The sequence below is a fragment of the Thauera sp. genome (assembly GCF_047601425.1).
GTDB lineage: Bacteria > Pseudomonadota > Gammaproteobacteria > Burkholderiales > Rhodocyclaceae > Thauera.
In genome coordinates this window covers 1,942,161-1,968,281 of the sequence record NZ_JASGJL010000001.1, presented here as the reverse complement: position 1 = coordinate 1,968,281, position 26,121 = coordinate 1,942,161, and the positions used below count along the sequence as shown (strand labels likewise).

Annotated in this window: 26 protein-coding genes; 21 read left to right on the top strand and 5 right to left on the bottom strand. The window is 65.8% G+C overall.

Annotation, left to right across the window (positions count from 1 at the left end; translation table 11 throughout):
* The first annotated feature begins 2 nt into the window (after positions 1-2).
* The 8 genes from QM748_RS09690 to QM748_RS09655 all read left to right on the top strand — a co-directional run bounded on the left by QM748_RS09690 (position 3) and on the right by QM748_RS09655 (position 10,961).
* Positions 3-1,556, top strand: coding sequence for an aromatic/alkene/methane monooxygenase hydroxylase/oxygenase subunit alpha (locus tag QM748_RS09690; RefSeq protein ID WP_415246783.1), 1,554 nt, complete (start codon positions 3-5; stop codon positions 1,554-1,556).
* Positions 1,557-1,579: 23 nt separating this feature from the next.
* Positions 1,580-1,939, top strand: a complete 360-nt coding sequence (locus QM748_RS09685; protein WP_415246782.1) for a phenol hydroxylase subunit P4 — start codon at positions 1,580-1,582, stop codon at positions 1,937-1,939.
* 70 nt (positions 1,940-2,009) lie between these two features.
* Complete coding sequence (locus tag QM748_RS09680; protein ID WP_415246781.1) at positions 2,010-3,065, top strand: NADH:ubiquinone reductase (Na(+)-transporting) subunit F; 1,056 nt, start codon at positions 2,010-2,012, stop codon at positions 3,063-3,065.
* Between the two features lie 111 nt (positions 3,066-3,176).
* Positions 3,177-4,142, top strand: coding sequence for a WD40/YVTN/BNR-like repeat-containing protein (locus tag QM748_RS09675; RefSeq protein WP_415246780.1), 966 nt, complete (start codon positions 3,177-3,179; stop codon positions 4,140-4,142).
* A 13-nt stretch (positions 4,143-4,155) separates the two neighbouring features.
* Positions 4,156-6,543, top strand: a complete 2,388-nt coding sequence (locus QM748_RS09670) for an efflux RND transporter permease subunit (protein ID WP_415246779.1) — start codon at positions 4,156-4,158, stop codon at positions 6,541-6,543.
* Between the two features lie 92 nt (positions 6,544-6,635).
* Positions 6,636-8,639, top strand: a complete 2,004-nt coding sequence (locus QM748_RS09665) for a DUF1302 family protein (protein WP_415246778.1) — start codon at positions 6,636-6,638, stop codon at positions 8,637-8,639.
* A gap of 18 nt (positions 8,640-8,657) precedes the next feature.
* Positions 8,658-9,959, top strand: coding sequence for a DUF1329 domain-containing protein (locus QM748_RS09660; RefSeq protein WP_415246777.1), 1,302 nt, complete (start codon positions 8,658-8,660; stop codon positions 9,957-9,959).
* Between the two features lie 72 nt (positions 9,960-10,031).
* On the top strand, positions 10,032-10,961 hold the full coding sequence (locus QM748_RS09655) for a catechol 2,3-dioxygenase (RefSeq protein ID WP_415246776.1): 930 nt from the start codon (positions 10,032-10,034) through the stop codon (positions 10,959-10,961).
* A 39-nt stretch (positions 10,962-11,000) separates the two neighbouring features.
* Here the strand turns inward: QM748_RS09655 and QM748_RS09650 are convergent, their stop codons facing one another.
* Positions 11,001-11,738 carry an FCD domain-containing protein gene (locus QM748_RS09650; RefSeq protein WP_415246775.1) on the bottom strand — a complete coding sequence of 246 codons (738 nt, stop codon included), beginning with the start codon at positions 11,736-11,738 and terminating at the stop codon, positions 11,001-11,003.
* Between the two features lie 181 nt (positions 11,739-11,919).
* On the opposite strand from QM748_RS09650, the gene QM748_RS09645 reads away from it, so the two are divergent.
* The 13 genes from QM748_RS09645 (at position 11,920) to QM748_RS09585 (ending at position 22,233) form a co-directional block, all read left to right on the top strand.
* Entirely contained in the window at positions 11,920-12,357 is a 438-nt protein-coding gene (locus tag QM748_RS09645; RefSeq protein ID WP_415246774.1) for a GlcG/HbpS family heme-binding protein, read from the top strand.
* 12 nt (positions 12,358-12,369) lie between these two features.
* Positions 12,370-13,824, top strand: a complete 1,455-nt coding sequence (locus QM748_RS09640; RefSeq protein WP_415246773.1) for a 2-hydroxymuconic semialdehyde dehydrogenase — start codon at positions 12,370-12,372, stop codon at positions 13,822-13,824.
* An 11-nt stretch (positions 13,825-13,835) separates the two neighbouring features.
* Positions 13,836-14,690: an alpha/beta fold hydrolase gene (locus tag QM748_RS09635; protein ID WP_415248044.1), complete on the top strand. Its 855-nt coding sequence runs from the start codon at positions 13,836-13,838 to the stop codon at positions 14,688-14,690.
* 10 nt (positions 14,691-14,700) lie between these two features.
* Complete coding sequence (gene dmpE, locus QM748_RS09630) at positions 14,701-15,483, top strand: 2-oxopent-4-enoate hydratase (protein ID WP_415246772.1); 783 nt, start codon at positions 14,701-14,703, stop codon at positions 15,481-15,483.
* 91 nt (positions 15,484-15,574) lie between these two features.
* Complete coding sequence (locus tag QM748_RS09625) at positions 15,575-16,369, top strand: SDR family NAD(P)-dependent oxidoreductase (protein ID WP_415246771.1); 795 nt, start codon at positions 15,575-15,577, stop codon at positions 16,367-16,369.
* Positions 16,370-16,433: 64 nt separating this feature from the next.
* Positions 16,434-17,357 carry an acetaldehyde dehydrogenase (acetylating) gene (locus tag QM748_RS09620; protein WP_415246770.1) on the top strand — a complete coding sequence of 308 codons (924 nt, stop codon included), beginning with the start codon at positions 16,434-16,436 and terminating at the stop codon, positions 17,355-17,357.
* 26 nt (positions 17,358-17,383) lie between these two features.
* Positions 17,384-18,415, top strand: a complete 1,032-nt coding sequence (dmpG, locus tag QM748_RS09615) for a 4-hydroxy-2-oxovalerate aldolase (RefSeq protein WP_415246769.1) — start codon at positions 17,384-17,386, stop codon at positions 18,413-18,415.
* Positions 18,412-19,200 (top strand): 2-oxo-3-hexenedioate decarboxylase, encoded by a 789-nt coding sequence (gene dmpH / locus QM748_RS09610; RefSeq protein ID WP_415246768.1) that lies wholly within the window; start codon positions 18,412-18,414, stop codon positions 19,198-19,200. The genes dmpG and dmpH overlap by 4 nt, the downstream gene beginning before the upstream one ends.
* Positions 19,201-19,253: 53 nt before the next feature.
* Positions 19,254-19,445 (top strand): 2-hydroxymuconate tautomerase, encoded by a 192-nt coding sequence (locus QM748_RS09605; RefSeq protein WP_415246767.1) that lies wholly within the window; start codon positions 19,254-19,256, stop codon positions 19,443-19,445.
* Between the two features lie 77 nt (positions 19,446-19,522).
* Positions 19,523-20,095: an antibiotic biosynthesis monooxygenase gene (locus QM748_RS09600; protein WP_415246766.1), complete on the top strand. Its 573-nt coding sequence runs from the start codon at positions 19,523-19,525 to the stop codon at positions 20,093-20,095.
* Positions 20,096-20,385: 290 nt separating this feature from the next.
* Entirely contained in the window at positions 20,386-20,709 is a 324-nt protein-coding gene (locus QM748_RS09595; RefSeq protein ID WP_415246765.1) for a 2Fe-2S iron-sulfur cluster-binding protein, read from the top strand.
* A gap of 118 nt (positions 20,710-20,827) precedes the next feature.
* Complete coding sequence (locus tag QM748_RS09590) at positions 20,828-21,757, top strand: catechol 2,3-dioxygenase (RefSeq protein ID WP_415246764.1); 930 nt, start codon at positions 20,828-20,830, stop codon at positions 21,755-21,757.
* A 26-nt stretch (positions 21,758-21,783) separates the two neighbouring features.
* The gene (locus tag QM748_RS09585; RefSeq protein WP_415246763.1) at positions 21,784-22,233 is read left to right on the top strand and encodes a bacteriohemerythrin; all 450 of its coding nucleotides are present in this window, start codon (positions 21,784-21,786) and stop codon (positions 22,231-22,233) included.
* Positions 22,234-22,421: 188 nt separating this feature from the next.
* Here the strand turns inward: QM748_RS09585 and QM748_RS09580 are convergent, their stop codons facing one another.
* From QM748_RS09580 to QM748_RS09565, 4 genes are all read right to left on the bottom strand, one after another.
* On the bottom strand, positions 22,422-23,657 hold the full coding sequence (locus QM748_RS09580; RefSeq protein ID WP_415246762.1) for a benzoate/H(+) symporter BenE family transporter: 1,236 nt from the start codon (positions 23,655-23,657) through the stop codon (positions 22,422-22,424).
* Between the two features lie 9 nt (positions 23,658-23,666).
* Positions 23,667-24,065 (bottom strand): RidA family protein, encoded by a 399-nt coding sequence (locus QM748_RS09575; protein WP_415246761.1) that lies wholly within the window; start codon positions 24,063-24,065, stop codon positions 23,667-23,669.
* Between the two features lie 24 nt (positions 24,066-24,089).
* Complete coding sequence (locus QM748_RS09570) at positions 24,090-25,091, bottom strand: AraC family transcriptional regulator (RefSeq protein ID WP_415246760.1); 1,002 nt, start codon at positions 25,089-25,091, stop codon at positions 24,090-24,092.
* 234 nt (positions 25,092-25,325) lie between these two features.
* A complete protein-coding gene (locus tag QM748_RS09565; protein WP_415246759.1) occupies positions 25,326-26,105 on the bottom strand; it encodes a 1,6-dihydroxycyclohexa-2,4-diene-1-carboxylate dehydrogenase in 780 nt (259 codons plus the stop codon).
* Positions 26,106-26,121 lie beyond the last annotated feature (16 nt).

Here is a 26,121-nt window from a genome sequence, read left to right as displayed (position 1 = left end):
AAATGGATATGCAGGTTGCAAAGAAGAAACTCGGCCTCAAGGAGCGCTACGCGGTGATGACCCGCGGCCTCGACTGGACGCCGTCCTACCAGAAGATGGAAGACATCTATCCCTACGTCGCCTACGAGGGCATCAAGATCCACGACTGGGACAAGTGGGAAGATCCGTTCCGCCTGACGATGGACGCCTACTGGAAGTACCAGGCCGAGAAGGAACGCAAGCTCTACGCGATCATCGACGCCTTCAACCAGAACAACGGCCACCTCAACGTCACCGACGCGCGCTACATCAATGCCGTCAAGCTGTTCATCAGCGGCATCAGCCCGCTCGAATACGTCGCCCACCGCGGCTTCGCCCACGCCGGCCGCGCCTTCCCCGGCCCGGGGCCGCGCGTCGCCTGCCTGATGCAGTCGATCGACGAGATCCGCCATGCCCAGACCCAGGTGCATTCGATCTCGAACTACAACAAGTACTACAACGGCATGCACGACTTCCACCACGCCCATGACCGCGTGTGGTTCCTGTCGGTGCCCAAGAGCTTCTTCGACGACGCGCTGACCGCCGGCCCCTTCGAGTTCATGGTGGCGATCGGCTTCTCGTTCGAGTACGTGCTGACCAACCTGCTGTTCGTCCCCTTCGTCTCGGGCGCGGCTTACAACGGCGACATGGGCACGATGACCTTCGGCTTCTCGGCCCAGTCCGACGAGGCGCGCCACATGACGCTGGGCCTGGAGGTGATCAAGTTCATCCTCGAGCAGGATCCCGCCAACGTGCCGATCGTGCAGCGCTGGATCGACAAGTGGACCTGGCGCGGCTACCGCGTGCTGACGCTGGTGGCGATGATGATGGACTACATGCTGCCCAAGCGCACGATGAGCTGGAAGGAAGCCTGGGAGGTCTATTTCGAGGAGAACGGCGGTGCGCTGTTCAAGGACCTGGCCCGCTACGGCATCACCATGCCCAAGTGCGCCGAGCAGATCGCGCTCGAAAAGGATCACCTGGCGCACCAGGCTTGGAGCACCTTCTACAACTACGCCGCCGCCGCCAACTTCCACACCTGGATGCCGGACGACGACGAAATGCAGTGGCTGTCGAGCAAGTATCCCGACAGCTTCAACAAGCTTTACCGCCCGCGCTACCGGTTCTGGCGCGAGCAGGCGGCCAAGGGCAACCGCTTCTACAGCAGGACGCTGCCGATGCTGTGCCAGGTCTGCCAGATCCCGATGGTCTTCACCGAACCGGGCGATCCCACCAAGACCTGCTACCGCGAAGTCGACTACAAGGCCGACAAGTACCACTTCTGCTCGGATCACTGCAAAAAGATCTTCGAGGACGAACCGGAGAAGTACGTGCAGTCCTGGCTGCCGGTGCACCAGATCTACCAGGGCAACTGCTTCCCCGAAGGCACCGATCCGACGGTGGAAGGCTTCGACCCGCTGGCCGAGGTGCTCAAGTACTACAACCTGGAACACGGCCGCGACAACCTGGATTTCGAGGTCTCGGAAGACCGGAAGAACTTCGCCGAATGGCGCGGCCAGGCGACCAGGAACATCTGACAAAAACACCGAGGAGACACGACATGGCTGTTGCCGCCATCAAGGCCTACGACTTTCCGCCTGCCGATTCGATCGACAAGTTCCACGGCGCTCAACTGCTCTACATCGGCTGGGAGGATCACCTGATGTTCTGCGCGCCCTTCGCCTTTGCCTTCCCGCCGACGATGCGCTTCGGCGACGTCGTCGAAGGTGTGCTGCCGGGCTCGTTCGGCTACCACCCCGACTTCGCCCGGATCGACTGGGCGAAGGCCGAGTGGTTTAAGTCCGGCAAGCCCTTCGCCCCCGACTTCGGCAAGTCGCTGGCGGACAACGGACTCCGCCACAAGGACGTGCTTCGCTTCCGCACCCCGGGCCTCACCGGCATCGAGGGCTCCTGCAGTTGAGCGCAACAGGCGGAGGCGGCGGCGCCCGCCGCCTCCGCCTGCCGAACGACAGAGACAACGGAAACGCATCATGAGTCATGAACTGACGATCGAACCGATCGGCCAGACGATCGAGGTCGAAGACGGCCAGACCATCCTCGACGCCGCCCTGCGCGCCGGCATCTGGCTGCCCCACGCCTGCTGCCACGGCCTGTGCGCCACCTGCAAGGTGCAGGTGGTCGACGGCGAAATCGACCATGGCGAAGCCTCGAGCTTCGCGCTGATGGACTTCGAGCGCGACGAAGGCAAGGCGCTGGCCTGCTGTGCGCGGCTGGAGTCGGACGTCACCATCGAGGCCGAGATCGAGGAGGAGGCGGATGCCGAATCCATCCCGGTGCGGGACTTCCCCGGCACCGTGACGCGGATCGAATCGCTGACGCCGACGATCAAGGCGGTGTTCATCGAGACCGACGAACCGATGCACTTCCAGGCCGGGCAGTACGTCAATTTCTTCCTCGAAGGCGGCGAGTACAGCCGGGCCTTCTCGCTCGCCAACCCGCCCTCGACCGGCCGCGAAGTGGAACTCAACATCCGCATCGTGCCGGGCGGCCGCGGCACCACCTGGGTTCACGAAAGCCTCGCGGCCGGCGAGCGGGTCCGTTTGTCCGGCCCCTATGGCCGCTTCTTCGTGCGCAAGTCGGCGCCCGAGGCGCTGCTGTTCATGGCCGGCGGCTCGGGCCTGTCCAGCCCGCGCTCGATGATCCTCGACCTGCTCGAAGCCGGCGACACGCGGCCGATGACGCTGGTGTATGGCCAGCGCCATCGCGGCGAACTGTACTACCACGATGAGTTTCTCGCGCTTGCCGGGCGCCATCCCAACTTCAGCTACGTGCCGGCGCTGTCGGACGAGCCGGCCGATTCCGGCTGGACGGGTTTCCGCGGCTTCGTCCATGAGGCGGCGGCAGCCCATTTCAACGGCGATTTCCGCGGCCACAAGGCCTACCTGTGCGGGCCGCCGCTGATGATCGACGCCTGCATCACCGCGCTGATGCAGGGCCGCCTGTTCGAGCGCGACATCTACATGGAGAAGTTCTTCTCCGCGGCGGATGTCCAGCAGGTCCGCAGCCCGTTGTTCAAGAAGATCTGAAGCGGGCGGACAAGCCTGAAGCGCGCCTTCCCGATGCGCTGAACGAACAAGACCAGCCGGCCCCGACTGCCGGCGCCGGGGCCGCGACGCGGCGCCGGAGAGGAGGAGACAATGAATCATCTTGCCGACGGGCTCTTGCGCCCGGGGCTGCTGGCGGCTGCCTGCGCGTTGTCGCTGGCTGCCTGCCAGGCCCAGCCGGATTTGTCGGCGGTCCGCGCCCAGGCGGAACGCCCGCTGCAGCGCTACCACGTCATCCAGACCCTGAATGCCAACCAGCAGGTCGTCATTGCCGGCACGCAGGCCGGGTCCATGCTGGTATCGACCGACGCCGGCCACAGCTGGCAGCGCACGAGCGTCGATGGCGCATCGCTGATCGACTCGGCGCAGTGCCCGGACGGCAGTTTCATCGCGCTGGATTTCTACCGCCGCGTCGTGGCGATCGCCGCCGACGGCGCCGTCGCCGCATCCTCGGCGTTCGAGGAGCCGAGCGTGCCGCTGTCGATCGCCTGCGATCCCAAAGGGGGATGGTGGGTCGCCGGCACCCATGCCGGCATCGCGCACTCGCCCGACCGGGGGGCGTCCTGGTCGCACGTCGATCTCGACGAGGATGCGCAGATCACCGCCCTGCAGTTCGTCGATGGCGAGCATGCGATCGCGGTCGGCGAGTTCGGCCTGGTTGCCGTCAGCACCGACGGCGGCGCGAGCTGGAATCGGCTCGAGCCGATTCCGAACGAGTTCTACCCGTATGCCGCGCTGTTCGCCTCCCGCGACGAAGGCTGGGTGAGCGGCATCGCCGGCCAGATCCTGCACACCGCCGATGGCGGACGGAGCTGGGCGCGGCAGGCCAACAACACCCACGCGCCGCTCTACCGCCTGTTCATGCACGAAGGCGTGCCGTACGGCGTCGGTGCGGGCGGCACGGTCGCGCGGCTGGAGCAGGGCGTCTGGCAGGCCGTCGCCTACCCCGACCCCCTGCCCGTGTTCTTCGGTGCCGGCGCTTCGCTGCCGGGGCAATCGGCGCTCGCCGCCGGTAGCCCCGGCGGTCTGCTGCGCGTGATCGGCATCCGGGCCAACTGAGGAGGACAGGAACTTGGTCAGCAAGCTGCGTCACTCCATCACCCACAGGCTGCACGTCGCCGAGGAATGGATCTTCGCCAATCCGAAGACCATCCTCGCACTGATCCTGCTGGGCACCGTCCTGTTCAGCCTGGCGCTGCCGCGGCTGCGGGTGTTCACCGACTTTTCCGATCTGCTGCCGCAGAACCATTCCTACATCCAGACCTACAACCGCCTGAAGGAGAACTTCGGCGGCGCCAACATGGTGGTGATGGCGGTGGAAGTGGAGCAGGGCACCATCTTCAACGACCGCACGCTGCGCCTGATCCACGAGGCGACCCAGGGCGTTGACAGCCTGCCGGGCGTCAACCACAACCTGGTGTCCAGCCTGACGCACCGGACGGCACGCAAGATCTTCCTCGACGAGCAGGGCGGCTTCGCCTCCGAGTCCTACTACGACCCGCAGAAGCCCGAGCGCAGCGTGGCCGAGCTCGAGCAGCTGAAGAAGGACGTCATCGCCAACCCGACGATGTACGGTCTGCTCGTCTCGCCCGACCTGAAGGCGGCGCTGATCAAGGCCCAGCTCAACGAAGGCGACATCGACTACCCGGCGACTTTCGCGGCCCTGCAGAAGGTGCGCGAGGAGCTCGCCACGCCCGGGCACGCCATCCATGTCACCGGCAATCCGGTGCTGACCGGCTGGGTCTACACCTACCTGGACCAGATCATCCGGATCATGGTGTTCACGCTGATGCTGCTGGCGCTGCTGCTGATCGTGTATTTCCGCCGGCTGTACGGCATCGCGCTGCCGATGCTGGGCATTGCGCTATCGACGATCTGGGGCCTGGGCTTCATGGCGCTGATGGGCATCAACCTCGAGCCCCTGTCGCTGCCGATCCCCTTCCTGATCGCGGCGCGCGCGACCTCGCACGGCGTGCAACTGGTGGCGCGCTACTACGAGGAACTGGCGATCGTGAAGGACGGCCAGAAGGCGGCGCGCAATGCGCTCGACGCCCTGTTCCGCCCCGGTTCGCTGGCGATCATCGTCGATGCGGTCGGCCTGGCGGTGCTGGTGCTGGGCGCGGCGCCGTTCAACCACAAGCTCGGTATCGCCGCCGGCTTCTGGGGCATCTCGGTGATCTTCACCGTGCATTTCATGGTGCCGCTGGCGCTGTCGGTGCTGCCCGCGCCGCGCAAGACCGAAAACAGCAACGACTTCATGCCGGCGATCCTCGGCGGCGCGATGGCCAAGACCGGCGGCACCGACGGCGGCGCGCGCTCGATCCTGGTGCTGACCTTGATCGGCGCGCTCGGCGGGATGTACCTGCTCGGCCTGATCAAGATGGGCGACACCGAGCCGGGTTCGCCGCTACTGCACCGCCATCACGACTACAACGTGTTGACCACGGCGATCAACGAGCGCTTCCCGGGTTCGGAGGAACTGCACGTCCTTGCCCATACCGACGAGCCGGGCGGCATCAAGCGGCCGGAGGTCATGGCGGCGATCGAGCGCTTCCAGGCGCACATGATGTCCGACCCCGCGCTGGGCGGCACCAAGGCCTTGCCGGGCGTCGTGCGGGTGGTCAACAAGCTGACCCACAACGACGATCCGCGCTGGATGCAGTTGCCCGACAGCGCCGAGGAAATCGGCGGCCTGATGTTCGCCTACATGGCCTCCAGCCCGATTCCCGGCGCGCTGAAGGAGTTCGTCAATGCGCAGGAGGACGAGGCCAACATCGTCTTCTACTACAAGGACCACCAGGCCGACACCATCGACCGGGTCGTCGCCCTGGCCGAGGAGGGCGCGCGCCGGGCCGAGGCCGAGGTGCCAGGGCTGCACATCGAGCTCGGCGGCGGCATCATCGGCGTCACCGCCGCGGCCAACCAGGCCCTGCACACCGACCACCTGATCATCATTCCGGCGGTGATGGTCTTCGCCTTCCTGATCGTGTCGCTCTACTACAGCTCGCTCCATGCCGGCTGGCTGATGGTGCTGCCGATGCTGTTCGCCACGCTGATGACCTATGCCTACATGGGCGCGATCGGCATCGGCATCAGCGTCAATACCGTGCCGGTGATCGCCGTCGGCGTCGGCGTCGGCATCGACTACGCGGTGTATTTCATGGACCGCATCCGCGAGGAATTCGCCGAACTGGGCGACATGAAGCAGGCGGTGATCAAGGCGGTCGCCACCACCGGCTCGGCAGTGTCCTTCACCGCCGCGACGCTGATCGCCGGGGTGGTGCTGTGGATCTTCATGTCCGACCTGAAATTCCAGTCCGACGCCGCGCTGCTGCTGGTGTACATGCTCGTCGTCAATGCCATCGCCGCGGTGCTGATCGTGCCGAGCTGGTGCGTGGTGTTCAAGCCGAAGTTCGTCACCGCCGCGCATTACGACGAGGACGGCGTGCTCGAGGTGTGAAGGGTGTTCAGGGCCGGGCCGCCGTTGCGGCCCGGTCCGGCAAGGAGCCGGGGGGAGTGCCCGGAAAACGACAAGAAGCTAGGAGACATGAGATGAGGAAGAAACGGATCGTCCGTCCGCCGGTGTTCAGGCTCGCCGCCTGCACCGTGGGCTGCGCACTGGCCTTTCCCGCCGCTGCGCAACAACTGCCGGACCTCGGCAGCTCGACGGCGCCCTGGAAGGTGGATGTCTATTACGACAACCACACCGCCTTCCGCGGCAAGGACCACACCGGCGAGCGCGTCGGCCTGTCCAAGTTCCGCAACACGCTGCAGCTCGAAGCGGACAAGGATCTCGGCGACGACTGGGCCTTCCGCGGCATCCTGCGCGGCACCTGGGACGGCGTCTATCGCATGAACAAGGGCCAGTACGGCAGGTCGGCCGGCGGCGCGGTGACGCTGCAATCGACCACGCCGGGCGGCTACATCGAGACGCCGCATGGCGCCGGCCCGGTCAATAAGGAGCTGGTTGACGGTCTCGGCCTGACCAACAACGCCTTCGTCTCGGGCGCCGGCTACCGCAACAGCCCGAACGAGGGCCTGCGGGTGCTCGGCGACCGCCTCCACGATACCGACGGCGGCGTCGCCTTCGGCGTGCCGGTGCGGCCCTGCGACACCGACAAGCGCGGCTGCCGCGACTTCGGCGGCTACGGCGACCGCACCCGCGCCGAACTCGAGGCGCCGGAGTTCAACGACCGTCTCGACTTCATCCGCGAAGCCTACGTGCGCAAGAGCTTCGCCCTCGACGACGGCTCCGACCTGTTCCTCAAGATCGGCAAGCAGCAGGTGGTGTGGGGCCGCACCGACCTGTTCCGCGTGCTCGACGTCATCAACCCGGTCGACTACTCGCGCAACAACATCTATGACGAGCTGCAGGACATCCGCATCCCGATGTGGATGGTGCAGGCCGAATGGCGCATGGGCCCGTCCGAGTCGATGCAGGACCGCAACTTCCAGATCGTGTGGAATTTCGACAAGTTCCGCCCCAACAACCTGGGCCAGTGCGGCTCACCCAACGCGATCCTCGACGCCGGCTGCTTCTTCCGCGGCATGGCCAACCTGTGGGACAACGGCGGTACCGTCGCCAACTTCGCCAACGTCGCGCCGGGCACCCTGCTCGCGACCAACTTCGGCCCCGGCCAGATCGGCCTGCGCGACGTCAACCTGCCGTCCTGGAGCCTGGCCAACACCCAGATCGGCGCCAAGTTCGAGGGCGTCACCCAGGACGGCCTGGCGTTCTCGCTGAACGCGCTGTACTACCGCTCGCAACTGCCCTCGCTGCGCGGCGCGAAGCGCACCACCAACGGCTTCACCGGCGAATACAGCGAGCACAACCCCTACCTGATCTCCTTCGACATGCACTTCCCGCGCGTCAAGCTGCTGGGCGGCTCGCTCGACTTCCAGTCCGAGACGCTGGGCGCGGCCTTCCGCTTCGAAGGCGCGATGACCTGGGGCGAGGAGTTCTCGAACACCGCGCGGCCCGGGCTGTACTCGAAGAACCGCGTGTGGCGCAGCGTGATCGGCATCGACCGGCCGACCTTCATTCCCTTCCTGAACCCGCACCGCACCACGCTGATCTCGGCGCAACTGTTCTGGCAGCACATCTTCGACCACGAGTACTACTCGACCGGCACGAAGAACGGCCAGAACTATCTCGGCGCGGTGGGCATGCCGGACTGGAAGGACAGCTACATCGGCACGCTGCTGATCAAGTCCTTCATGCTGAACGACCGCCTCAGCCCCGAGCTGATCATCGCGCGCGACTTCAAGGCCAGGGCGACCGCGATCGTGCCGGCGGTGGAATGGAGCCTCACCGACAACCTGAAGCTCAGTTTCGGCGGCAACTTCAAGGTCGGCACCGGCGCCCGCCGCTTCGACGACTGCCGCGCCTGCAACCCCTGGATGCCTTTCACCGCGCCGAATGGCGACCCCGATGCGATGACGCCGTATTCGCGCGGCCTGGCCGGCTTCGAGCCGCTCGGCCGCTTCCGCGCCGGCCCGATCGGCTCGGCGATGTACGAAGACGAAGTGTATTTCAAGCTGCGCTACCAGTTCTGACCCGAGGAGACATTCCCCATGAAGAAGACCATCATCGCCGCCGCACTGCTCGGCCTCTCCCTGACCGCCCAGGCGGCGACGGAAGCCGAACTCAAGGCCAGCTTCAACCCCTACCAGAACGGTTTCCCGAGCCATGCCGGGCTGAGTGCGGGGACCGTGATCAACCAGGGCAACGTCGACCAGTTCAAGGACGTGGTGCCGGCGGGTGTCTACAAGCTGCTCAAGGATGGCCTGTTCGAGATCAAGGTCGGCCCGACCACCCAGTTCGAGCTTTCCGGCGCCTATGTCGAGGCCACCCGGCGCAACCTGGGCAAGGCCAGGCTCGGCCCCAACAGCGGCGACCTGGAAGGCTTCGAGGGCGGCCGTCCCTTCGTCGAGGAGCCGGACATCAAGGATCCGCGTGCCGGCGAGAAGCTGGCCTGGAACTACAAGTACGGCGTCAACTGGGGCGACGGCGCCAACATCACGCCCTTCTACTGGAAGTACCGCAACATGGCGACCGGCCAGCTCGAGCGCACGATCCAGTTCAGCTTCCACTTCCTCAACTTCAAGCACCGGGTCAAGGACGATCCCGTGCCCGAGGTGACGCCCAATCCCTCGAACCTGTTCCGCGGCATCTACGTCAAGGTCGATGCGCCGCAGGACCTGAAGAACACCCAGTTGCTGATCCAGCGCTACGACGACGACCAGAAGATCGACGACGCCTACCTGTATCTCGGCTTCCAGCGCCGCGTGCGCCGGCTGGCGACCGGGCAGACGACCGACTCCTTCCTCGGCTCCGACCTGATGATCGAGGACTTCGAGGGCTACAACGGCCGCATTTCCGACATGAAGTGGACCTACAAGGGCACGAAGAACGTGATCCTGCCGATGTGGAACCACAACGAGCTGCCGCTCAGCGACGAGTTCAAGGACCCGGACGGCTTCAAGTACGTCAGCTTCGGCGGCCAGGGCGAGTGCTTCCACCAGGGCACCTGGCAGTTGCGCAAGGTCTATGTGCTCGAGGCCGAACCGGTCAATGCCGCCCATCCGGTCAGCAAGCGCGTGTTCTACATGGACGCGCAGCTCGGCAACCTGAACGGCGCCAACGAGATCTACGACCGCAAGGGCGAGCTGTGGAAGGTGTTCATGGTCGGCAAGTCGCATGCCGACCAGCACCTGCCGATCAACAAGGGTTCGGGCATCGGCATCGACGACGCCTTCTCGATGATCGACGTGCAGGCCAAGCACTGCACCACCGGCCACTTCAAGGGCCAGGTAGATCCTAAGCAGAACCCGCCGCGGATGTTCCAGGCGCAGTACATGCGCGGCGGCGACTGAAACCACAACCATCGGGAACTGGCCCGGCCGCTCGTTTCCCGGCCGGGCACACCCATTCAGGAGGAGAAAACAATGGCTATGACTGGCGTGCTGCGGCCGGGACACATTTCGCTTCGCGTGCTCGACTTCGAGGAAGGCATCCGTTTCTATCGTGACGTGCTGGGCCTGGTCGAAACCGGCCGCGACGGGCAGGGGCGGGTCTATTTCAAGACCTGGGACGAACGCGAACACAACAGCGTGCTGATCCGCGAGGCCGATTCCGCGGGCATCGACTTCTTCGCCTTCAAGGTCGCGGACAAGGCCACGCTCGACAGGCTCGATGGCGACCTCAAGGCGTTCGGCGTCCAGACCGAGCGCATCCCGGCAGGGGAGATGCTCGAAACCGGCGAACGCGTCCGCTTCGAGGTGCCTTCCGGTCATCGGATCGAGCTGTATGCCGAGAAGCGCGACGTCGGCAACGGCCAGTCCTACGTCAATCCGGACCCCTGGGTGCCGGACGCCGAGCGCGGCATCGCGCCCACGCGCATGGACCACTGCCTGCTGTACGGCCCGGATATCGAGAAAGTGCAGGAAATCTTCGAGAAGGTGCTCGGCTTCTATCTCGTCGAGCACGTGGTGATGGAGGACGGCGAGACCGATCTCGGCATCTGGCTGTCATGCTCGACGAAGGCGCATGACATCGCTTTCGTCCGCCACCCCGAGCCGGGCAGGCTGCACCACGTCTCGTTCAAGCTCGACAGCTGGGAGCGGGTGTTGCGCGCTGCCGACATCATGTCGATGAACAAGGTGTCGATCGACATCGGCCCCACCCGCCATGGCGTCACCCGCGGCACGACGATCTACGCCTTCGATCCTTCGGGCAACCGCTTCGAGACCTTCTGCGGCGGCTACGACACCTATCCCGACTACCAGGCGGTGAAATGGACCTGGGACGAGGTGGGCACCGGCATCTTCTACCACGACCGCAAGCTCAACGAGCGTTTCCTGACGGTCGTGTCCTGAGCCCCGGCGGCCTGCGCCAGCCGCCGCAGGCGCGGCGGCTCAGCGCTTGCTCTTGCTGGAGAGGAAACCCGCCGGCATGCGCTTGACCGCGTCCAGCGTGCGCAGGATGTGCTCGGTCAGGATCGAGGTGGCACGGGTCGCGTCGCGCGCGATCGTCGCCTCGAACAGGGTCTGGTGCTCGGCGTGGATGTCGCGCGCGATCGGCTGGTGGAACAGGCTGATGCGGCGGTAGCGCTCGGACTGCTGATAAAGAATGTGCTGGAAATGGCGGATCCAGCGCGAGCCGGAGGCGGAGATGAGGGCCTCGTGGAACGCGCGGTTCCGCATCTCCCATTCCTGCCTGGTGCTGGCGTCGTGGTCGGCGAGGCGCTGTTCGGCGCGCGACAGGCGGTGGAAGGCGGCGACGACGGCCGCTTCCCAGTCCTCGCCGCCGGTGGCGATCGACTGGCGCAGGGCCTCGGTTTCCAGCAGCACGCGGGTGCGGGTGATGTCCTCGAAGTCGGCGATGGAAATCGGCGCGACGCGGAAGCCGCGCTGCCCCTGGGCGACGACGAGGGCATCGGTCACCAGCAGCAGCAGGGCTTCGCGCAGCGTGCCGGCGCCGACATCGTAGTGTTCCTTCAGGTGCTCGACGCGCAGTTTCTCGCCCGGTGCGTGCACGCCTTCGATGATGTCGCGGCGCAGGCGCTGGTAGGCGCCTTCGACCAGGGTCTTGGGCTCTTCCGGAGAGTTCGTGGGCGGGTTCAGGACAGCTTGAGGCAGGGCGGTTTCGCTCATGGTGGCGCGGGAACTGAAGAAATAGCTTTTTCGCATTCTAGCCGACGGCAGGCATTGCAGCAGATTGTTAAAATCTCGAGAAAATATATTGACATCGAGAAAATGATGCTCTAATTTCTCGAAAAACGAGCCCGGCAGGGCACAAGAACAAGCCCGCAGGGCACAACGAGGGGACTAAGCGATGAAATTGGCTGTCACGCAGAGCGCGATCGGTTGGGAAGCTGCCCATGCCGCAGTGGAGGCCGTGGTGCGGGAAGCGGAGAAGCTGGGCCTGCGCATCAGCGTCGGTGTTGCCGATGCCGCCGGAAACCTCGTCGCTTTCCTGCGCATGCCGGGAGCCTTCCCGCAATCGATCGCGATTTCCATCGACAAGGCCTACACCGCCGGCGGTTTCGGTTTCCCGACCGGAGACTGGATGAAGGCGGTCGGCGACAACGAAGGCATGAAGCTCGGCTTCACCGCCCGTCCCCGTCTGATCGTGTTCGGCGGCGGGCTGCCGATTCGCAGTGAAGGTGTATTGCTTGGCGGCATCGGCGTGTCCGGTGCCACGGAAGAACAGGACGGCATCTGCGCGCGCGCCGGTCTGCGCGCGATCGGTGCCGACGACATCGAAGCGTGAGGAATGCAATCCATGAAACAGATCCACAATTTCATCAATGGCGAATTCGTCGCCACCGCCAAGTCCTTCGACAAGTTTTCGCCGCTGGACAATTCGCTGATCGCCAAGGTGCATGAGGCGGGCAAGGCCGAGGTCGATGCTGCCGTCGCCGCGGCGCGCGCCGCCTTGTCGGGGCCGTGGGGCAGCATGACCGTGGCCGACCGCGTCGACCTGCTCAATGCGGTGGCCGACGGCATCAACAAGCGTTTCGACGAATTCCTCGCTGCCGAGTGCGCCGACACCGGCAAGCCGCGCAGCCTCGCCAGCCACATCGACATCCCGCGCGGCGCGGCCAACTTCAAGGTCTTCGCCGACGTCATCAAGAGCGTTCCGACCGAGTTTTTCGAGATGGCGACGCCCGATGGCCGCGGCGCGCTGAACTACGCCGTGCGCCGCCCGGTGGGCGTGGTCGGCGTCATCTGCCCGTGGAACCTGCCCCTGCTGCTGATGACCTGGAAGGTCGGCCCCGCGCTGGCCTGCGGCAACACCGTGGTGGTGAAGCCCTCGGAAGAAACCCCGCAGACCGCGACCCTGCTCGGCGAGGTGATGAACGCGGTCGGTATGCCCAAGGGCGTCTACAACGTCGTGCATGGCTTCGGCCCGGGCTCGGCGGGTGAATTCGTCACCACGCATCCGAATGTCAATGCCATCACCTTCACCGGCGAAACCCGCACCGGCACGGCGATCATGCGGGCCGCGGCGGAAGGCGCGCGCCCGGTGTCGCTCGAGATGGGCGGCAAGAACCCGGCGATCGTGTTCGCCGACTGCGATTTCGATGCCGCCATCGAAGGCACGATGCGCTCGGTCTTCGCCAACTGCGGCCAGGTCTGCCTGGGCACCGAGCGCGTCTATGTCGAGCGGCCGATCTTCGAGCGTTTCGTCGAGGCGCTGAAGAAGGGCGCCGAAGGGCTCAGGCTCGGCCGTCCCGAGGATGCGAGCACCGGCCTCGGCCCGCTGATCTCGCAGGAGCACAAGCGGAAGGTGCTGTCCTACTACGAGAAGGCCAAGGCGCTGGGCGCCACCGTCGTCACCGGCGGCGGCGCGCCCGAGATGCCGGGCGAACTGGCGAACGGCGCCTGGGTGCAGCCGACGATCTGGACCGGGCTGGACGACAGCTCGCCGATCGCGCGCGAGGAAATCTTCGGCCCCTGCACGCTGATCCAGCCCTTCGACAGCGAGGACGAAGTGGTCCGCCGCGCCAATGACACCGACTACGGCCTGGCCTGCTCGGTGTGGACCCGCGACCTGGCGCGCGCCCACCGCGTCGCCGGCCGCATCGAAGCCGGCCTGGTGTGGGTGAATTCCTGGTTCCTGCGCGACCTGCGCACGCCGTTCGGCGGTTCCAAGCAGTCCGGCATCGGCCGCGAAGGCGGCGTGCATTCGCTCGAGTTCTACACCGAGCAGAAGAACATCTGCATCAAGCTGTGATGCCGGCCGCGATGGACAACGTCAGCCCCGAGATCGCCAGCAGCATCGTCGCTGCCGGCATCCGCACCAACTACCACGACGTCGGCAGCGGCCATCCGCTGCTGCTGATCCACGGTTCCGGTCCGGGCGTGTCGGCCTGGGCCAACTGGCGGCTGGTGATGCCCGGGCTGGCCAGGCAGGCGAGGGTGATCGCCCCCGACATGGTCGGCTTCGGCTTCACCGAGCGGCCGGCGGGCCAGCGCTACGACATGGATGCCTGGGTGGCGCAGGCGGTGGGTCTGCTCGACGCGCTGGGCATCGAGCGTACCGATCTCGTCGGCAACTCCTTTGGCGGCGCGCTGGCGCTGGCCCTCGCCATCCGCCATCCGCGGCGGGTGCGCCGGTTGGTGCTGATGGGCAGCGTCGGTGTGCCATTCGAGATCACGCCTGGGCTGGACGCGGTGTGGGGCTATACCCCCTCGTTCGAGAACATGCGCGCGATCATGGACTACTTTGCCTGGGACCGTTCGCTGGTGAACGACGAACTGGCGCAACTGCGCTACGAAGCCAGCATCCGTCCCGGCTTCCAGGAGTCCTTCGCGGCGATGTTCCCCGCGCCGCGCCAGCGCTGGGTGGATGCGATGGCCAGCCGCGAGGCCGACATCCGCGCGCTGCCGCACGAAACCCTGGTGATCCACGGCCGCGACGACCAGGTCATCCCGCTGCTCACCTCGCTGACCCTGGCCGACTGGATTTCCCGCGCGCAGCTCCACGTCTTCGGCCGCTGCGGCCACTGGACGCAGATCGAACATGCCGCACGTTTTGCCCGCCTGGTGGGCGATTTTCTCGCCGAAGCCGGTGACGACGAACCGAAACCCCTGAATTGAGGTAATCGACATGGATAGCAAACTCATCGAACAGCTCGGCGACGAGCTCTATCAGGCGCTGGTCAAGCGCGAAGTGCTGGCACCGCTCACCGAGCGCCATCCGGAGATGACCATCGCCGACGCCTACCGCGTGCAGCAGCGCATGATCGCGCGCCGCCTGGAAGCCGGCGAGCGCATCGTCGGCAAGAAGATCGGCGTCACCAGCAAGGCGGTGATGAACATGCTCGGCGTGTTCCAGCCCGACTTCGGCATGCTGACCGACCGCATGCTCTACAACGAAGGCGAGGCGATTCCGGCCGACAGCCTGATCCAGCCCAAGGCCGAGGGCGAGATCGCCTTCGTGCTGAAGAAGGACCTGAAGGGGCCGGGCGTCACCGCCGCCGAAGTGCTGGCCGCCACCGAAGGTGTGATGACCTGCTTCGAGATCGTCGATTCGCGCATCCGCGACTGGAAGATCCGCATCCAGGACACCGTGGCCGACAACGCCTCCTGCGGCGTGTTCGTGCTCGGCGACAGCCTGGTCGACCCCCGCCGGGTCGATCTGAACACCTGCGGCATGGTGCTGGAGAAGAACGGCGAGATCGTCGCCACCGGCTCGGGCGCCGCGGCGCTCGGCGCGCCGGCCAATGCGGTGGCCTGGCTGGCGAACACGCTCGGCGCGCTCGACATCCCGCTGAAGGCGGGCGAAGTCGTGCTGTCGGGTTCGCTGGCGATCATGGTGCCGGTGGTGGCGGGCGACAACCTGCGCGTCACCATCGGCGGCATCGGCGGCTGCTCGGTGCGTTTCGTCTGATCGATTGCTGCTGACGCGCGGCGGGCAAGCTCTTCCTGTCTCCCTCCCGTTCCGCCGCGCTTCTTTTTTTCCGTCTTCTGGAGAACTCTGGATGGACCTGGAACTATCCGGCAAACGCGCGCTGGTGACCGGCTCGACCGCCGGCATCGGCTACGCCATTGCCCGCCGGCTCGCTGCCGAAGGCGCCGAAATCGTCGTGAATGGCCGTGATGCGGCCCGTGTCGAGGCCGCCTGCGCGCGTCTGCGTGCCGAACTGCCGCAGGCCGTGGTGCGTGGCGTCGCGGCCGACGTGAGCACCGCCGCCGGCGTGGCCAGCCTGCTCGAGCGCTGCGGCGACCTGGACCTGCTGGTGAACAACTTCGGCATCTTCGAGCCCTGCGCTTTCGAGGACATCGGCGATGCCGACTGGCTGCGCTTCTTCGAGGCCAACGTGATGAGCGGCGTGCGCCTCGCCCGCCATTGCCTGCCGCGCATGAAGGCGCGCGGCTGGGGCCGGATCGTGTTCATTTCCAGCGAATCCGGCCTGAACCCGCCGGGCGGCATGGTGCATTACGGCATGACCAAGTCCGCCCAGCTTTCGGTGTCACGCGGCATGGCCGAGACCTGCCCGGGTACCGGCGTGACGGTGAATGCCGTGCTGCCCGGGCCGACGCGCACCGAAGGCGTCATCGAGTACTTCGGCAAGCTGGCGGCGGAGCAGGGCGTGGCGGTGGAAACGATCGAGCGCGAGTTCTTCAATCGCGACCGCCCGAGTTCCCTGCTGCGGCGTTTCATCGATCCGGCCGAAGTGGCCAACCTGGTGGCCTATGTCTGCAGCCCGCTGTCGGCGGCCACCAACGGCGCGGCATTGCGTGCCGATGGCGGCATCGTGCGCAGCATTGGCTGACCATAGCATCGGCTGATTGCAACACAGGCCGACTGCATCCAACTTTCCGACAAGGAACCGACTCATGAACAAGATCAAATGCGCGCTGATCGGCCCTGGCAACATCGGCACCGATCTGCTGTACAAACTCAAGCGCAGCCCGGTGCTGGAACCGGTGTGGATGGTGGGCATCGACGCCTCCTCCGAAGGGCTGGCGCGGGCCCGCGAGCTGGGCCTCAAGACCACCGCCGACGGCGTCGACGGCCTGCTGCCGCACGTGCTGGCCGACGGCGTGCAGATCGCCTTCGACGCCACCTCGGCCTACGTCCATGCCGAGAACAGCCGCAAGCTCAACGAACTGGGCGTACTGATGATCGACCTCACCCCGGCGGCGATCGGCCCCTTCTGCGTGCCGCCGGTCAACCTCGTCGAGCACGTCGGCAAGGGCGAGATGAACGTCAACATGGTCACCTGCGGCGGCCAGGCGACGATCCCGATGGTCGCCGCAGTGTCGCGCGTGCAGCCGGTCGCCTACGGCGAGATCGTCGCCACCGTGTCGTCGAAATCCGCCGGCCCCGGCACGAGGAAGAACATCGACGAATTCACCCGCACCACCGCCGGCGCGGTCGAGAAGGTGGGCGGGGCGAAGCAGGGCAAGGCCATCATCATCCTGAACCCGGCCGAGCCGCCGCTGATCATGCGCGACACCGTGCACTGCCTGACCGAGACCGAACCCGACCAGGCCGCGATCACCGCCTCGATCCACGCCATGATCGCCGAAGTGCAGAAGTACGTGCCCGGCTACCGCCTGGTCAATGGCCCGGTGTTCGACGGCAAGCGCGTCTCGGTCTTCCTCGAAGTCGAAGGCCTGGGCGACTACCTGCCCAAGTACGCCGGCAACCTGGACATCATGACCGCGGCCGGTGCGCGCACCGCCGAGATGTTCGCCGAGGAGATCCTCGCCGGGCGCCTGAAACTCGAACCGAACCGCGCAACGATGGCGGCCTGAACGGCCGCCCGATGAAGGAGATGAACATGGAACTTCGCGGCAAGAAAGTCACCGTGCACGACATGACGCTGCGCGACGGCATGCACCCCAAGCGCCACCTGATGACGCTCGAGCAGATGAAGGCGATCGCCACCGGGCTGGACGAAGCGGGCGTGCCGCTGATCGAGGTCACCCACGGCGATGGCCTGGGCGGCAGCTCGGTCAACTACGGCTTCCCGGCGCACAGCGACGAGGAATACCTCGGCACCGTGATCCCGCTGATGAAGCAGGCCAAGGTCTCGGCGCTGCTGCTGCCGGGCATCGGCACCGTCGATCACCTGAAGATGGCGCACGAGCTGGGTGTCGCCACGATCCGCGTCGCCACCCACTGCACCGAGGCGGATGTCTCGGAACAGCATATCGGCATGGCGAGAAAGCTCGGCCTGGACACCGTCGGCTTTCTGATGATGGCGCACATGAACAGCCCCGAAGGGCTGGTGAAGCAGGCGAAGCTGATGGAAAGCTACGGCGCCAACTGCATCTACGTCACCGACTCGGCCGGCCACCTGCTGCCCGAGACCGTGAAAGCGCGCCTGGGCGCGGTGCGCGAGGCGCTGAAACCCGAGACTGAACTGGGTTTCCACGGCCACCACAACCTGGCGATGGGCGTGGCCAACAGCCTGGCGGCGCTCGAAGCGGGCGCCACCCGCATCGACGCGGCCGCGGCCGGGCTGGGCGCGGGGGCAGGCAACACGCCGATGGAAGTGTTCATCGCGGTATGCGACCTGATGGGGATCGAGACCGGCGTGGATGTGTTCAAAATCCAGGACGTGGCCGAAGACCTGGTGGTGCCGATCATGGACTTCCCGATCCGCATCGACCGCGATGCGCTGACGCTGGGTTATGCCGGCGTCTATGGCTCCTTCCTGCTGTTCGCCAAGCGCGCGGAGAAGAAGTACGGCGTGCCGGCGCGCGAGATCCTGGTCGAGATGGGGCGGCGCGGCATGGTCGGCGGACAGGAGGACATGATCGAGGATACCGCACTCAACCTGGCGCGGGCGAAAGGAGTTGCAGCATGAAACTGTCGCGCGAAACCATCGAGCGCCTGGCCGAACATCTCGAGACCTGCGAGCTCGAGGCCAGGGACACGCCCAAGATCACCGACGACCATCCCGACATGGACTGGGATGACGCCTATGCCATCCAGGACGAGATCAAGCGCCGTAAGGTCGCCCGCGGCAGCCGCGTCATCGGCTTGAAGGCCGGGCTGACCTCGCATGCCAAGATGAAGCAGATGGGCGTCGAGACGCCGGTGTTCGGTTTCCTGGTGGATTACTTCAGCGTGCCCGAAGGCAGCGAGATCGACACCTCGAAGCTGATCCACCCCAAGGTCGAACCCGAGATCGCCTTCGTCACCAAGGCGCCGCTGCGCGGGCCGGGCTGCCACATCGGCGCCGTGCTCGCCGCCACCGATTTCGTCATTCCGGCCATCGAGGTCATCGACAGCCGCTACCGCGATTTCAAGTTCGACCTGAAGAGCGTCGTCGCCGACAACTGCTCGTCGACCCGCTTCGTCGTCGGCGGCAACATGGCCGGCGCCGCCGATGTCGATCTGCGCACCACCGGCATCGTGCTGGAGAAGAACGGCGAGCCGGTGGCCTTCGGCGCGGGCGCGGCGGTGCTCGGCCATCCCGCCGCGGCGGTGGCGATGCTGGCGAACATGCTGGGCGAGCGCGGCGAGGAGATTCCGGCGGGCTCGCTGATCCTGTCGGGCGGCATCACCGAGGCCGTGGCCGTGCAGCCGGGCGACGACGTCACGCTGCGGGTGCAGGGCATGGGCTCGGTATCCGTGCGCTTCAAGTGATTTGAACCATCCGGGGGGCGTCTGCCCCCCGTTTCGTTTTCAGGGAGCCAGTCATGCCATTTGCGCAGATCAACATGCTCGAAGGCCGCACCGAGGAGCAGAAGCGCGCCGTCATCGAAAAAGTCACCCAGGCATTGATGGACGCGCTGGGAGCGCCCCAGCAGAGCGTGCGGGTCATGATCAACGAGGTGCCGAAGACCAACTGGGGAATCGGCGGCGTCTCGGCCAAGGATCTGGGACGCTGAGTTCCAGGCGCCCGCCTGCCCCGGAGTGGTGGGGCAGGCGGCGCATTTTCCCACGCTTGCCGGGAGCGTTTTTCCAGATGGATCGATCCACTGGCACCAGTTCCGCGCGTATCACCCGCATTGCCCGCCGCCGGGCGCAAGCGGGCCGCGAGGCGGAATACGAATCGTGCGTGCGCGAGATGCTGGCGCAGATGCGTGGCTACAAGGGCTTTCTCGGCGGCGACATCATTCCGCCCGAGCAGCCGGGTGGCGATTACCAGGTCGTCACCCGTTTTGCCTCAGAGGCCGAATGCGAGGCCTGGGACCGTAGCGAAGCGCGGCTGTCATGCCTCGAACGCCTGAGCGAAGTCGCCGACGGCGAGCCGGAGCTGAGGAAACTCAGCGGCCTGGAGGCCTGGTTCGAGCCAGCCGTGGTATCGGCCAGCATGCACCCGCCCCGCGCGCGCATGGCGCTGGTGACCTGGCTGGGCATCTTCCCGACCGTATCCCTGGTGCTCTGGCTGGTCGCCCCCTTGCTGGAGCCCTTGCCCTTCCTGCTGCGCACGGCGCTGCTGACCGCGCTGATCGTGGTGACGATGACCTGGCTGGTGATGCCCCGGCTGGTCCGCCTGCTGCGTGGATTTCTCGATCCCGGACACGGCAAGTCCTGATGTCCCACCTGCCGGCAGGCCGCCGACTCCGCCTGAGCTGCGATCAAAATTTCTCATATGGGCGTATAGACATTGTTTTTCTTCTCCCATAAAATCGAGATTATTGTATATCTCGATATATAAGGCTTCCGTGGAGAAAAACCGTTCAACGGCAGGTGGCTGGGACAAGCCGGCGGCGCTGATGGCCGCAGCGGGAAACGCCGGCCGTGTCATCGGCTGCGGAAATCCGCGGTGGGCCGGCCTGCGGGGACGGCAAGCGGTTCCGGTGGAAGCGAGCGGCGCCTGCTGACATGGAAAAGCTTCCAGTCAAGGCTTCCTTCATGGTGACGGTGGCCGATTCCGGCGAGGTGTTTCGCTGCCGCGAGGACGAAACCCTGCTGGCGGGCATGGAGCGGCTTGGCCGCCGTGGCATTCCGGTGGGCTGCCGCGGCGGCGGCTGCGGAGTGTGCAAGGTGAAGATCGAGGCCGGCTCGTTCAGTGCGCGGGTGATGAGCCGCGAATGCGTCAGTGCCGAGGAGGAGCGCGACGGCATCGTGCTCGCATGCCGGGTCAAGCCCCTGTCCGATATCCGCCTGGCGGTTCTCGGAAAGATGAAGAAGAACGTTTGTCCGTAGCCGCGGAACTGAGCGGCAGCGCGTTTGACGGGAGACATCCCGCGATTTGCACAAACCGGGTGGAGGGCGGCATGTCGCGCCCGAAACCCAGTTCATGACTCTAAGAGGAGATTGGAAGATGGCGACTACAGGCGTGATGCGTCCCGGGCATATCCAGTTGCGCGTGCTGGACCTGGATGAGAGTGTCGATTTCTACAAGAACGTGCTCGGCTTGGTCGAAACCGGCCGGGACGATGCCGGGCGGGTGTATTTCAAGGCCTGGGACGAACGGGACCACAACAGCGTGATCCTGCGCCAGGCCGACCGTGCCGGGATGGACCTGATCGGCTTCAAGGTCAAGGACCGGGCCACCCTCGAGCAGCTCGACAAGGACCTGCAGGCCTACGGCGTTCCGACCGAGCGCATTGCCGCGGGGGAGCTGCTCGAAACCGGCGAACGCGTGCGTTTCACGACCCCGACCGGCCACGTGATGGAGCTGTATGCCGACAAGACCGACGTCGGCAACGGCCAGTCCTACACCAACCCCGATCCGTGGATTCCCTCGTCCGAGCACGGCATCGGCCCCCACCGCTTCGACCACTGCCTGCTGTACGGCCCGAACATCGAGGAAAACCTCAAGCTGTTCACCGAAGTGCTGGGCTTCCACCTGGTCGAGCGCGTGCTGATGGAAGACGGCAAGGCGCTGCTGGGCACCTTCATCTCGTGCTCGCACAAGGCCCACGACCTGGCCTTCATCTGCCATCCCGAGCCGGGCAAGCTGCATCACCTGTCTTTCCTGCTGGGAAGCTGGGAGCAAGTGCTGCGCGCCGCCGACATCATGTCGATGAACAAGGTCTCGATCGACATCGGCCCGACCCGCCACGGCATCACCCGCGGCACCACGATCTACGCCTTCGATCCTTCGGGCAACCGCTTCGAGACCTTCTCCGGCGGCTACGAAACCTATCCCGACCACCAGCCGCTGACCTGGACTTTCGACGAGGTCGGAACCGGCATCTTCTACCACGACCGGAAGCTCAACGAGCGCTTCCTGAGCGTGTTGACCTGATCGAAGCGCAGCGGGAGAGGCAGAGCATGGCCGAGGAAACGGCAGGTTTCGACTGGAACGATCGCTATCTGCTCGGCCATGCGGCGATGGATGACACGCATCGCGAATTCGTCGAGCGGGTCGATGCGTTGCTGAGGGCGCCCGATGCCGAGCTGGAGCAGGCGCTGGCCGCCTTCGCCGACCATGCCGTCGCCCATTTCGGCGAGGAGGATGGCTGGATGAAGGGCAGCGGCTTTCCTGCCGCCGACTGTCACATCGACGAGCACGCCAAGGTGCTCGAGTCGGTGCGCGAGGTCCAGCAGGCGCTGGCCGGAGGGAACACCGAGGTCGTGCGCGGCCTGGCCCAGGCCCTGATGGACTGGTTTCCGGGCCACGCCGACTACATGGATTCGGCGCTGGCGCTGTGGATGGTGAAACGTTCGCACGGCGGCGCACCTTTGGTGTTCCGTCGAAACTCCTGTAAATCGGACGCCTGACCGCCACTGTCGGGCGGCGTCACCATATCGAAGCATTACGGGGGCATTTCGGGGGGCATCTGCCCCCCGTTTCCTTTTCCGCTTTTCGGGGCGGAGCGCGCCATTTGCGCAGCACATCGCTCGCCACCAGGCGGCAACGGGGGGTGCGCGGCGGTGCACGAATCGCACCCGCGCGAGCTGCTCCGCCGTCAGCCTTTTGCTGCCCTGGCGAAATCCTGCCTTTCCAGCAGCCAGGACACGGCCAGGCCCGCCAGCAGTCCCCAGAAGGCGGCGCCGATGTTGAACAGCCCGATGTCGGCGACGGTGACGAGGAAGCTGATCAGGGCGCCGAGCGAGAACATGCCGCCGAACGAGGCGAGGAAGGCGCCCTGCAGCACCCGCAGCATCGCCAGGCCGCCGAGCACCATGATGAACTCGGCCGGCGCGGCCAGCATCAGGTCGGTGAACATCGGCGCCATCAGGCCGAAGGACATGGCGAGGATGCCGAACCCCAGGGCGCCGATGTAGTGGCGTTCGCGTTCGCCCGACGAGGTGAGCAGCGCGTTGGTGGGGCCGGTCAGGCAGGAGCTGACGGCACCCACCGCGGCGGACAGCAGGCTGCCGATGCCGCATACGGCGGCGATGGTGTTGACCGGAGGCTCGTGCCCGGCCGCTTTCAGCACGGCGACGCCCTGGCCGTTCTGCACCACGAGCACTGTAATGGCCAGCGGAACGACGAGCTCGATCATGGCGGCGAGCGACCACGCGGGAATCTGCATGACCGGCCGGGCCATGCCGAGGCTGCCGATCGTGCCGAAGTCAACGCTGCCGAGGACGGTCATGGCCGCCGCGCCGGCAAGCAATGCGCCGATGACCGGCGGCAGCCGCCGGCCCAGCGCGGGAACCGCCGACAACAGCAGGAAGACGGCGACCATCGGCCCCGCGATGGCGATGTCGCTATGGAGCGCGCGCACCAGATCGAGGCCGAAGCGCAGGAAAACGCCCGCGACCATCCCCATGACGATCGGCATCGGCAGCGTTGCCATGAAGCGTTTGACCCAGCCGCTCATGCCCATCAGCAGCACGACCACGCCGGTTGCGTAGAACGCGCCGATCACCTCGGCAAAACTCAGGTGCTGCAGGGCGGGGCCGACCAGCACCGTGCCGGGAATCGTCCATGCGAAGCCGAGCGGCATGCGGTAGCGCCAGCTCATCAGCATGCTGAGCAGGCCATTGATGAAGAAGACACCGAATACCCATGAGGCCAGCTCCGCCGGGCTCAGGCCGCCCCGCGTGCCGACGGCGAGAATGATCGCCACCGGGCCGGTCGCGGCGAAAATGAAGCCGATCAGGCCATTGATCAGGTAGCCGGGGCCGAGGTCGGCGCGCAGGCGGCCCCAGCCCGGCGCGGGCGCGCGCGGGCCTTCGAGGTGTTCAGCGAGCATCGGGAAGCCTTATTGCGCAGCGATGATGTCGATCTCGACCCGCAGGCCGGGAAAGGCCAGGCGCTCGATGCCGAGCAGGGTCACGGCGGGAGGACGTTCGGCGTCGAACCAGGCTGAACGGATTTCGCGGATGCGGGCGGTCTGCTCGGGCTGCAGCCCGACCACGTAGATCGTCACCGCGACCAGGTCGCGCATGCTGGCACCCTGGGCGCGCAGGGCGATGTCGAGATTCTCGAGCGTGCCCGCGAGTTGCGCTTCGAGGTCATCCGGGTGGCGGACCTTGCCGTCCGCGTCGCAATCGACCTGGCCCGACACGAAGACCAGCCGCTCGTGCCCCCGGATGGAGAAGGTCTGGCTGAAAGCCTTGCCGCTGAATAGTTCGGGGGGATTGATGGCCAAGCGTTCCATGTCGGGAGGGTCCTGTTGCGAGACTCAGGTGCGGTGAGAACGGATGGTCTGCGATGGCAGCACACCGTAAGTGGATTTGTAGAGTTCGGAGAAACGCCCGAGGTGGGTGAAGCCGTATTCGAGCGCCACTGCGGTGACGTTCGGACAGGACTGCCGGGGCATGCTCAGAATTGCGTGTACCCGCTCGAGCTTCCTTTGCCGGACGTAGTTCTTGGGCGTGGTGCGCACATTCTTCTCGAACAGCATGTAGAGCGAGCGCAGGCTGAGCCCGGCATGGCGGGCGAGCTCCTGCGCGCTCAGTTCGAGCTTGATGTTGCGCTCGATGTACTGCACCAGGCGCTCGAAGCTCGGCGCATGGCGCATCGGTGTGCCCATGCTGACGTTGTGCTCGAGCATGACCATCAGCTTGGTCGTGATCACGCGGCTGTAGTGCTGCAGCATCTGCGGCGTGCTCAGGCCGGATTCGGCCTCTTCGCACAGCAGATGGAGCAGCATCAGCAGGCTGTCGATGTCCTCGAACTTGTGCGGCACCGGGTTGAACTTGACGTACTCGTTGGGCTTGAACCAGCGGTGTTCGACACAGGCATCGTCGAGCATCGACGACGGAATGCGCAGGATGAACTTCTCGCAGTCGTCCGAGTAGGTGAGGTCGATGGGGTCGTCCGAATTGAGCACCAGCACGTGGCCTGCCGACAGGTCGAGCGTGGTGTTGGCCAGCGTGTAGCGGCAGTGGCCGCGCAGGATGAATTGGGCGTGGTAGATGTCGCCCAGGCCCTCGGAAATAATGCGCGCCTGCGCGCCGTAGCTGATGCGGCACAGGTCCAGCATGCCTGCGTGGAGATGGTTCAGCGACGCGCTGTCCTTGCTGGCGCTGGAGAGCTTCAGGCTGTGCGAGCCGACGTTGGCGCGGACGTACTCGGATACCTCGTACGGATTGGCGCCGGAGAAGATGCGGCTGTTGCCGTTGAGGAACTGGAGAGGCGCCATGCCGCCCCTGCCGGTCTGCGTCAGATGTGAACTCTGCATTGTCATTCCCTCCCCTCCAAGGGACAGCCTGCTGCCTGTCGTTGGGTGTATTGCGCCGTGGATGGCTGTTATGTCGAGAAAAAAAATAATCTCGATTTTATTGAGGGGTAAAAATAATGTCTATATAGCCATAGGGTAAATTTTTGGCCTCGGGCGCAGTGCCGGGAAAAAACCGCCGCGCCCAAGCGGGCGGCGCGGCGGAAGCGCCAACGGGGAGGGGAAGGGGGGCGCTGATCAGCCCATGTCGCCGCCGCCGACCGGCAATACGGTGCCGGTGATGTAGGCGGCATCGTCGGAGGCGAGGAACAGGATCGGGTCGGTCTGCTCGTCGAGGCTGCCGTAGCGCTTCATCAGGCTGCTTTCGAGCGACTGGCTGAAGATCTGTTCGTACCAGATCTTTTCCTGTTCGCTCTGCTGCTGGGTGTTGCGCGGCACGCGGCGCGGCGGTGCCTGGGTGGCGCCGGGGGCGCTCGCATTGACACGGATGCCGCGCGTCGCGTTTTCCATTGCCAGGCAGGCGGTCAGGGCATTGACGCCGCCCTTGGCGGCGCCGTAGGGGACGCGATTGACGCCGCGCGTCGCGATCGACGACACGTTGACGATCGCGCCCTTGTTCCGTGCCTGCATGTGCGGCAGCACTGCATGGCAGCACCACAGCGTGGGGAACAGCGAACGGCGCACCTCGGCTTCGATTTCGTGTTCGGCGTAGTGCTCGTAGGGCTTGGCCCAGATGGTGCCGCCGACGTTGTTGACCAGCACGTCGATGCGGCTGAAGGCCTCGACCGCGCTGTCGGCGATGCGCTGGCATTCGGCGTACTTCTCGAGGTCGGCGGTCAGCGCGAGTACCTTGGTGCCCGCTTCGGTGAGGCGCCGGGCGGTTTCGTGGACGATCTCCGAACGGTCAACGAGGACGAGCGCCGCTCCTTCTTCGGCCATGCGTTCGGCGACGCGCTGGCCGATGCCCTGTGCCGCGCCGGTGATGATCGCCACCTTGTCCTGGAAGCGCTTTCTCATGTTCGTTTGCTCCTGG